The 8,743-nt window shown below is 71.7% G+C and carries 9 protein-coding genes and 1 pseudogene; 5 read left to right on the top strand and 5 right to left on the bottom strand.

Annotated features, from left to right (window positions below):
* A partial coding sequence (locus tag G3I53_RS29800) for a tetratricopeptide repeat protein (protein ID WP_164438955.1) occupies window positions 1-1,805 on the top strand: 1,805 nt, incomplete at its 5' end.
* A gap of 162 nt (window positions 1,806-1,967) precedes the next feature.
* Here the strand turns inward: G3I53_RS29800 and G3I53_RS29795 are convergent.
* Both G3I53_RS29795 and mca read right to left on the bottom strand, forming a co-directional pair.
* Window positions 1,968-2,219: a hypothetical protein gene (locus G3I53_RS29795; protein WP_164337240.1), complete on the bottom strand. Its 252-nt coding sequence runs from the start codon at window positions 2,217-2,219 to the stop codon at window positions 1,968-1,970.
* Window positions 2,212-3,093: a mycothiol conjugate amidase Mca gene (mca, locus tag G3I53_RS29790; RefSeq protein ID WP_164337239.1), complete on the bottom strand. Its 882-nt coding sequence runs from the start codon at window positions 3,091-3,093 to the stop codon at window positions 2,212-2,214. The genes G3I53_RS29795 and mca overlap by 8 nt, the downstream gene beginning before the upstream one ends.
* Before the next feature lie 148 nt (window positions 3,094-3,241).
* On the opposite strand from mca, the gene G3I53_RS29785 reads away from it, so the two are divergent.
* Together G3I53_RS29785 and greA are read left to right on the top strand one after the other, a co-directional pair.
* Window positions 3,242-3,640: a DUF4307 domain-containing protein gene (locus G3I53_RS29785; protein WP_164337238.1), complete on the top strand. Its 399-nt coding sequence runs from the start codon at window positions 3,242-3,244 to the stop codon at window positions 3,638-3,640.
* Between the two features lie 167 nt (window positions 3,641-3,807).
* Window positions 3,808-4,305: a transcription elongation factor GreA gene (greA, locus tag G3I53_RS29780; RefSeq protein ID WP_164337237.1), complete on the top strand. Its 498-nt coding sequence runs from the start codon at window positions 3,808-3,810 to the stop codon at window positions 4,303-4,305.
* 72 nt (window positions 4,306-4,377) lie between these two features.
* Here greA and G3I53_RS29775 read toward each other — a convergent pair whose 3' ends face one another.
* The 3 genes from G3I53_RS29775 to ilvA form a co-directional block, all read right to left on the bottom strand.
* Window positions 4,378-5,238, bottom strand: coding sequence for an ABC transporter permease (locus G3I53_RS29775; RefSeq protein ID WP_164337236.1), 861 nt, complete (start codon window positions 5,236-5,238; stop codon window positions 4,378-4,380).
* On the bottom strand, window positions 5,235-6,248 hold the full coding sequence (locus G3I53_RS29770; RefSeq protein ID WP_164337235.1) for an ATP-binding cassette domain-containing protein: 1,014 nt from the start codon (window positions 6,246-6,248) through the stop codon (window positions 5,235-5,237). Before G3I53_RS29770 ends, G3I53_RS29775 begins: the two co-directional genes overlap by 4 nt.
* A 187-nt stretch (window positions 6,249-6,435) precedes the next feature.
* Window positions 6,436-7,665 (bottom strand): threonine ammonia-lyase, encoded by a 1,230-nt coding sequence (gene ilvA / locus G3I53_RS29765; protein ID WP_164337234.1) that lies wholly within the window; start codon window positions 7,663-7,665, stop codon window positions 6,436-6,438.
* A 165-nt stretch (window positions 7,666-7,830) separates the two neighbouring features.
* On the opposite strand from ilvA, the gene G3I53_RS29760 reads away from it, so the two are divergent.
* Complete coding sequence (locus G3I53_RS29760; protein ID WP_203592305.1) at window positions 7,831-8,337, top strand: MarR family transcriptional regulator; 507 nt, start codon at window positions 7,831-7,833, stop codon at window positions 8,335-8,337.
* Between the two features lie 158 nt (window positions 8,338-8,495).
* Window positions 8,496-8,743, top strand: a pseudogene (locus G3I53_RS29755) (RNA polymerase subunit sigma-70); the annotation flags it as partial.

The raw sequence follows: 8,743 nt of genomic DNA, 5'->3' as shown, positions 1-8,743 counted from the left end.
TACGGCGGCTGCTGCGCCGGCTGGCGCTGGCCGGCCGGGCCTCGCTGGGCGCGGCGGCCGCCGCCGCGCTGCTGGCCACCGACGAGTCCGAGGCGACCCGGCACCTCCGGGCTCTGGCACAGGCCGGCCTGATCAGCCCGGTACGCCCGGGCCGGTACCGGCTGCACGGCTCGGTGCGGTCCTTCGCGCAGGCCCGGCTGCTCGACGAGGAGGACCCGGCGGAGCGGTCGGCGGCGCAGGAGCGGCTGATCGTGAACTACGCCGAGCTCGCCGACTCGGTGCTGCGGCTGGTCGACGGCAACATGTCGACGCGCTCGGACCGCTTCGGTTCGTACGGCTTCACCTCGCTGGAGGAGGCGCTGCGCTGGCTCGACGACGAGTCCAGCTTCATCACGGCGGCCCTGCGGCACGCCGACGGCGTGGACCGGGCGGCGGTGCTGAACCTGCTGGGCGCGCTGTGCGACTACTGCCTGCTGCGCGGTGACCTGTACCGGCTCGGCGAGATCAGTGAGCTGGCGCAGGCGGTGGACGAGGGGCTGCTGGTGCGGTCGGTGCAGTGGCGCACCGGGATCGCGGCCCGGCAGCTGGGCGAGCTGGACAAGGCCCGCGCCACGCTGACGTCCGTGGTGGACCTCTACCGGGAGGCGCAGCACGCGGCGGGCGCGGCCCGGGCGCTGACCTCGCTCGGGATCACGCTGCACCACCAGGGCAACCTGACGGAGGCGGCGGCGAAGCTGCGTGAGTCGCTCGACCTGCAGGCGGCGCCGGAGCTGGCCACGGACCGGGCGTGGACGATGCACGCGCTGGCGGCGGTCGAACGTGACCGGGCCCGGCTGTCCGAGGCCCTCGGCCTGCTGACCGAGTCGCTGGTGCTGCACCGGGCGGGCGAGTCCGTGCACGGCCAGGCGTGGGCGCACTTCCAGCTGGGCCAGCTGCACCTGCGGATGGGCGACGTGCCGCGGGCGGAGAGCGAGCTGCGCACGGCCCTGGAACTGTACGGCCGCACGCGCGACGGCCGCGGCGAGGCGTGGGCGCTGACCCAGCTGGCCCGGGCCCGGCTGGTGGCGGGGGACGCGTCCCCGGCGGCGGAGGAGCTGCGCCGGGCGGCGGCCCGGCACCGGGACAACGAGGACGCGCGCGGTGAGGCGTGGACCCTCTACTACCTCGGGCAGGCGCTGGAGGAGACCGGCAGCCTGGACCGGGCGGTGCGGGAGCTGGAACGCTCCCGCACGATGTTCTCCCGGATCCGGGACGTCTACGGCCTGGCCTGTGCCCGGCACCACTCGGCGCGGGTCACCCGCGACCAGCGCGCCGCGCAGACCGGCTCACTGCGCAACTCGGGGTTCGCCCGGCAGCTGCTGGTGGACGCCCGCGCGGACTTCCAGCGCATCGGTGTGGCGCACGGGGAGGCGTGGACCTGCCTGGAGCTGGCCGTCGTCGACGCGGGCAACGCCCGCACGCAGCAGGCGCTGGCGCTGTGCGACGAGGCGGTGGCGCTGTTCGCCTCCTACGGGGACCGGCGCGGTGAGGACTGGGCGCGCTTCCTGCGCTGCACGCTGCTGCCGTACGCGGCCCCCGGCGGCACGGAGGTCGGCACGGCGGTGGCCCAGGAGGAGCTGGCCCTGCTCGGCCGTGCGGGACATCCGCTGCGCGACGAGAAGCTGGACGACTACGTGGAGGCGTTCCAGCTCCTGCTGGAACGCGGCGTCACCCTGGAGGCGGGGTGGCAGGCATGGCGTCTCGGCATGGTCCCCCACCGCCATGCCCGCGAGGTCATGGGGGTGCGGGTCGCGTCGACGCCGTAGGCGGCAGGGCGCCGGGGCGCGGGGGCGGTGCGTGCCGCGGCGGGCGGGCCGTGCCGGGCGCCGGCCGACGGCTCACGCCGGGCCGGGCGGCGGGCACGGGCAGGCGGGCGGACCCCCGGGCGCTCCGGCGGGCGGAGATCCCGGGGGTGCGGGCCTGACGGTTCAGCCCTTCTTGTCCTTGGTGGCGCCGGAGGCCGTCGGCTCGGCCTCGGCGCCCGGCTCGGGGGCCTCGGTGAAGTCCACCCGGTTCATGTGCCGGTTCATCGACTTCATCAGGGCCCACACCGCCAGGGCCATCGCCGCGAAGACGATGAAACCGAGGACGCCGGGGGTGACCTTGTTCTTGTCGAATTCCTCGGCCAGGGGGACCAGGTGCGTCAATGCCAGGCTTGCACTCGCGCTCATGTCAGCCATTGTCCCGGATGCCTGCGAAGAGGTCGTCCTCGGGGAGGGAGGTGTCCACGAGGGACTTGGCGAGCTCGTACTCCTCGGTGGGCCAGACCTCCTTCTGGATCTCCATCGGCACCCGGAACCAGCCGCCGTCGGGGTCGATCTGCGTGGCGTGCGCGATCAGCGCCTTGTCGCGGATCTCGAAGAAGTCGGCGCACGGGATGTGCGTGGTGAGCGTGCGCTCCGTGCGCTCGGACTCCGCCCACCGCTTGAGCCAGTCCCCGTAGGGCGACTCCAGTCCGCGCTCCAGCAGGGCGTCGTGCAGCGCCTGGGTGCGGGGACGGTTGAAGCCCTGGTTGTAGTACACCTTCAGCGGCTGCCAGGCGGGCCCGAACTCCGCCTCCGGGTACTTCCCGGTGTCCGCCGCGCCCTCGAACGCCACCATGGTGATCTTGTGCGTCATGATGTGGTCGGGGTGCGGGTAGCCGCCGTTCTCGTCATAGGTGGTGATCACCTGGGGGCGGAAGGAGCGGATCTTCCGCACCAGCTCGCCGGCCGCGCGGTCGACGTCCTCCAGGGCGAAGCAGCCCTCGGGCAGCGGCGGCAGCGGGTCGCCCTCGGGCAGCCCGGAGTCGACGAAGCCCAGCCACTCCTGCTTCACCCCGAGGATCTCGCGGGCCTCGTCCATCTCCTTCTTGCGCACCTCGTGGATGTGCTCCTCGATGTACGCGTCGCCCTGGAGCTTCGGATTGAGGATGGAGCCGCGCTCCCCGCCCGTGCAGGTCACCACCAGCACGTCCACCCCCTCGGACACGTACTTCGCCATGGTGGCCGCGCCCTTGCTCGACTCGTCGTCGGGGTGGGCGTGCACGGCCATCAGTCGCAACTGGTCAGTCAAGACTCAAATCCTCAGTCGGTCGGCGCCCTGTGTGCGTCGGCGCAGTCTCGGGCTTCTATAGTGACCGAATCGGGGGGCGAATAATTCCGGGGCTCCGTTCCGGGCCTCCCACGGGACCCGGGTCCCCCTTCCTGCCGAGGAGACGATCATGACGACGGCGAGCACGCGACCGCCCGAGGGCCGCTACGGCCGTTCCTCGGACCAGCGTGCCGACCGGATGCTCAAGATCATCGGGGCGGTGCTGGGGGTGGTGATGCTGGGGCTGCTCGGCTGGTTCGGCTACCACTACGTGGTCAAGAACGAGATCAGCGGCGAAGTCATCAGCTTCGACGCCGGCGAGAACTCGGTGCGCGTGCACCTGGAGGTCCACAAGAACGCCGGGACCGACGGCTACTGCACCGTGCGGTCCGTGGACGCCACCCGCGCCGAGGTCGGCCGGGCCGACTTCCGCTTCGACGGGGACGAGACCCGCATCGACGAGGTCGTCACCCTCCGCACCACCGGCAAGGCCATCTCCGCCGAGCTGATCGGCTGCCACGCCGACTGACGCCGGCGCCGAAACGTAGGCGCTGAGCTGCGGCGACATGAGTCCGGTGGCTTATGTCCTCCCCCTTCCTGCCCGAAATTGTTAGGCTCGTGGTTTCGCCCATCCGTGGAGGAACATCCTTCGGGGGAGGGCGATGCTTTGTATTCCCAGTCCTACGAGGAGCACCAGTGACCCAGACCAGCGAGAACGTCACCTGGCTGACCCAGGAGGCGTACAACAAGCTCAAGGACGAGCTTGCGTACCTTACTGGTCCCGCGCGCTCGGAGATCGCTGCGAAGATCGCCGCCGCGCGTGAGGAGGGCGACCTGCGCGAGAACGGCGGGTACCACGCGGCCAAGGAGGAGCAGGGCAAGCAGGAGCTCCGCGTGCGCCAGCTCACCCAGCTCCTCGAGAACGCCCAGGTGGGCGAGCCGCCCGTCGCCGACGGCACGGTGGCGCCCGGCATGGTCGTGACCATCGCCTTCGACGGCGACGAGGACGACACGCTGACCTTCCTGCTCGCCTCGCGGGAGTACGCGAGCGCCGACGTGGAGACCTACTCGCCGCAGTCCCCGTTGGGCTCCGGCGTGATGGGCCACAAGGTCGGCGAGGACGTCCAGTACGAGCTGCCGAACGGCAAGATGGCCTCGGTGACGATCCTCAAGGCCGAGCCCTACGACGGCTGAGACCTCCCGCCGGCACCAGGCTCCGACGGGCCCCCGGCCTTCCGCGCCGCACGCGCGGGGCCGGGGGCTTCGTCATGCCGCGGCCGACCGGTACTTGCGCACCGCCAGCGTTCTGAAGACGACGATGATCAGGACCGAGTAGATCAGCGACGCCCACACCGGGTGCTGCATGGGCCAGGCGTCCGAGGTGGAGACGCCGGGATTGCCGAAGAGTTCGCGGCAGGCCTGCACGGTGGCGCTGAAGGGGTTCCACTCGGCGATGTGCCGCAGCCAGGGCGTCATCTGACCGGCGTCCACGAAGGCGTTCGAGATGAACGTCACCGGGAACAGCCAGATGATCCCCCCGGAGGTCGCCGCCTCGGCGGTGCGCACGGACAGGCCGATCAGAGCGCCGATCCAGGTGAAGGCGTATCCCAGCAGGAGCAGCAGGCCGAAGCCGGCCAGGACCTTGCCGAGGTTGGTCGGCTCCGCCGAGCCGGGGCGCCAGCCCACGATCAGGGCGACGACCGCCAGCACGAGCAGGGTGATCGACGTCTGCACGAGGTCGGCGACCGTGCGGCCGGTCAGGACCGCGCCCCGGGCCATCGGCAGCGAGCGGAAGCGGTCGATGAGCCCCTTCTGCATGTCGTCCGCGATGCCGGCGCCCGAACCCGCGGTGGCGAACGTGACGGTCTGGGCGAAGATGCCGGCCATCAAGAAGTTCTTGTACACGTTGGGGTCGGTGGTGTTGCCGATCTTCATCGAGCCGCCGAAGACGTACGTGAACAGCACGACGAACATCACCGGCTGGATGATCCCGAACAGGACCATCTCGGGGATGCGGGCCATGCGGATCAGGTTGCGCTTGGCGACGATCAGGGAGTCCCGGACCGACTGGCCGATCGGGTTTCCCGGTGCCGTGCTGGTCCGCACGGCGTCGCTGACGGCACTCACTTCGCGGTCTCCTTCTGCTGACGCGGGTCACCGGCGTCCCCGGTGCCGCCGTTGCCGTTGTCCCCGGTGCGCTCAGCCGCGTGTCCGGTGAGGGAGATGAAGACGTCGTCGAGGGTGGGACGGCGCAGGCCGATGTCGTCGATCTCGATGCCCCGGGCGTCGAGCTCGCGGATCACCTCGGCGAGCAGCTTGGCGCCGCCGGTGACCGGGACGGTCAGCTTGCGCATGTGCTCCTCGACGGTGGTCTCCCCCTTGCCGAAGCCGCGCAGGATCTCGGAGGCGGTCGTGAGGTGTTCGCGCTCGTGCACCACGACCTCGACGCGCTCGCCGCCGGTGCGGGCCTTGAGCTGGTCGGAGGTGCCCTGGGCGATGACCCGGCCGTGGTCGACCACCGCGATGTCGTGCGCGAGGTGGTCGGCCTCCTCCAGGTACTGGGTGGTGAGGAGCAGCGTCGTCCCGCCGGAGACGAGCTGCTTGATGACCTCCCACAGCTGCTGCCGGTTGCGCGGGTCGAGGCCGGTGGTGGGTTCGTCCATGAACATCACGGGCGGCGAGACGACCAGGGCGGCGGCGAGGTCGAGGCGGCGGCGCATGCCGCCGGAGTAGGTCTTGGTGGTGCGGTCGGCGGCGTCCGCGAGGTTGAACTGCTCCAGCAGTTCGTCCGCGCGCGCCTTCGCCGCCTTGGCCTTCATCTGGTAGAGCTGCCCGACCATCTGCAGGTTCTCGCGGCCGGTCAGGTACTCGTCGACCGCCGCGAACTGGCCGGACAGGCCGATGGAACGGCGCACGGCGTCGGGGTGCTTGAGCACGTCGATGCCGGCGACGAGCGCCGAGCCGCGGTCGGGCCGCAGCAAGGTGGTGAGGCAGCGGACGGTTGTCGTCTTGCCCGCGCCGTTGGGTCCGAGCAGGCCCAGGACGGTGCCCTCGGGAACATCGAGGTCGACGCCGTCCAGCGCCTTGACGTCTCCGAAGGTCTTCACCAGACCTTCGGCATGGATGGCGCCTGGCATATGAGTCTCCACGTCGTCGGGGTTCTTCGAGAAGCCTAGATTTGTGCGTTTTCTTCTGCCGGGTATTTTTTTCGCGGCGCGCGGTCCGGAACCGGGAACGTGAGACACACCATAACGCGATGTATCGCGTCTCTCAACGGAATAACCCGGACGAGTGACCGAGGGGGTGCCCGATGAGCGTCGGGGCTCAGCCGATGATCGTGTAACCGGCCTCGCGCAGGGCCCGGCCGACCTCGGCGCAGTGCTCCGGGCCCTTCGTCTCCAGGTGCAGTTCGACCTCCACCTCCGTGAGCCCCAGCCGTGGATCGGTCCGTACATGGCTCACGTCGAGGACGTTAGCGTCCACCACTGACAACGCCCGCAGAAGTGCCGCGAGGGCGCCCGGCCGGTCCGGAAGCCGCAGCCGTACGGCCAGGTAGCGGCCCTGCGCGGCCATCCCGTGCCGCAGCACCCGCTCCATCAGCACCGGGTCGACGTTCCCGCCGGACAGCACCGCGACGACCGGCCCCTCGAAGGCACCCGGGCGGCTCAGCAGGGCCGCGACCGGACTCGCCCCGGCCGGTTCCACCACCAGCTTCGCCCGCTCCAGGCACAGCAACAGCCCGGCGGACAGCTCGTCCTCGGTGACGGTGCGGACCTCGTCGACCAGCTCGGCCACGATCCCGAACGGCACCTCCCCGGGCCGGCCCACCTTGATGCCGTCGGCCATCGTGACCGGCGCGCGCACCGCCACCGGGTGCCCCGCCGCCAGCGACGGCGGATACGACGCCGACCCCTCCGCCTGCACGCCGATGATCCGCACGTCCGGCCGGTACGCCTTCACGGCGACCGCGATCCCCGCGATCAGCCCGCCCCCGCCCACACCGACGACGACCGTGCGGACCTCCGGGCACTGTTCCAGGATCTCCAGCCCCACGGTGCCCTGCCCGGCGATGATGTCGGGATGGTCGAAGGGGTGGATGAACACCGCGCCCGTGCGCTGCGCGTACTCCATGGCGGCGTCCAGCGTCTCGTCGACCACCTGGCCGTGCAGGCGCACCTCGGCGCCGTAGTCGCGGGTGGCGCTGACCTTCGGCAGCGGGGCGCCCTTGGGCATGAACACCGTCGAGCGGACCCCGAGCAGGGAGGACGCCAGCGCGACCCCCTGGGCATGGTTCCCGGCGCTGGCGGCGACGACGCCGGCGGCCCGCTCCTCGGGCAGCAGCCCGGCGATCCGCACGTAGGCGCCGCGCAGTTTGAACGAACCGGTCCGCTGGAGGTTCTCGCACTTCAGGTGCACCGGGGCGCCCACCGCCTGCGACAGGTACCGGCTGCTCTCCAGCGCGGTCGTCCGGGACACCCCGGAGAGCATCTTCCGGGCGCCGCGCACGTCGTCGAGGGTGACGGCCCGCAGGGAGCCGGCCGTGCCGTGGTTCATGGTTCCAGCATCGCAGTTCGCGGCCCGCGGCGGGCGGCCCGCCCGATGGGCGGACTCCGCTTTGCCCGGCACCGGTACGGCGCGGGCCCCGGCCGCGTAACCTGTCCTTCCAATATGAGCAGCCCTCCACGAAGCGAGCGCCCGGCCATGGCCACATCACCTGAAATGTCGATGGACGTCCCGACCGGCGCGGACACCGGTCTTCTCGACACGTTGCAGCACGAGGTGGCGTTGTTCGCACGCCGTGCCGAACAGACCCGGCTCGGCGGGGTGGGCCAGGTCCGCAACTCCATGGACCGTGCCGCGTACCTGCTGCTCAACCGGCTGGACAAAGAGGGCCCGATGGGGGTGAAGGCGCTCGCCGCGAGCATGGGCATCGACTCCTCCACGGTCACCCGGCAGGTGGCGCCGCTGGTGGACACCGGGCTGGTCAAGCGCACCTCGCACCCCGACGACGGCCGCGCGGTGGTGCTGCAGCTGTCGCCGCGCGGACAGGCCCGGCTGGAGGAAGTGCGCTCGTCCCGGCGGCAGTTGATGGCCGAGCTGACCGAGGACTGGGAGCCGGAGGAGCGGGAGGCGTTCTGCTCCCTCCTCACCCGGTTCAACGGCGCGCTGTCCGCGCGGATGTCCGCGCACGGCGTGACCGGCCCGGAGAGCCCGTCCGCGTCCTGAGCGCGCCCGGCACCCGGCCGTCCGGGCATCGGGGGGGTGCGCGGCCCTTGACCGCGGGGCGTGCCCTGGACCGATGATGAGAGCGGGTCCCCGTCGTACGCGCCCGCCGAAGGCCGTACGCGGCCGGGACCGGCTCTCCGGGTCGTGCGGGAGGCGCGGTGCGAGAACGGCACGTGCTCCAGGGCGTACGCCGGGACCGCGAGTTCGCGGCGTTCGTCGCGGGCGCGGCCGGGCGGCTGCTGCACGCCGCCACGCTGCTCACCGCCGAGGACCCCGACGACAACCCCCGCGCGCGGCGCCTGCTGACCCATGCGCTGGCCCACACGTACGCCGCCTGGGACCGGCTGCGCGGCGAGGACCCCTACGACCTGGCCCGGCGGCAGCTGGCCGCCCGCTTCGCGCGGGG

The sequence above is a fragment of the Streptomyces sp. SID14436 genome (assembly GCF_010548465.1).
GTDB lineage: Bacteria > Actinomycetota > Actinomycetes > Streptomycetales > Streptomycetaceae > Streptomyces.
This window is presented reverse-complemented; position numbering and strand designations above follow the sequence as displayed.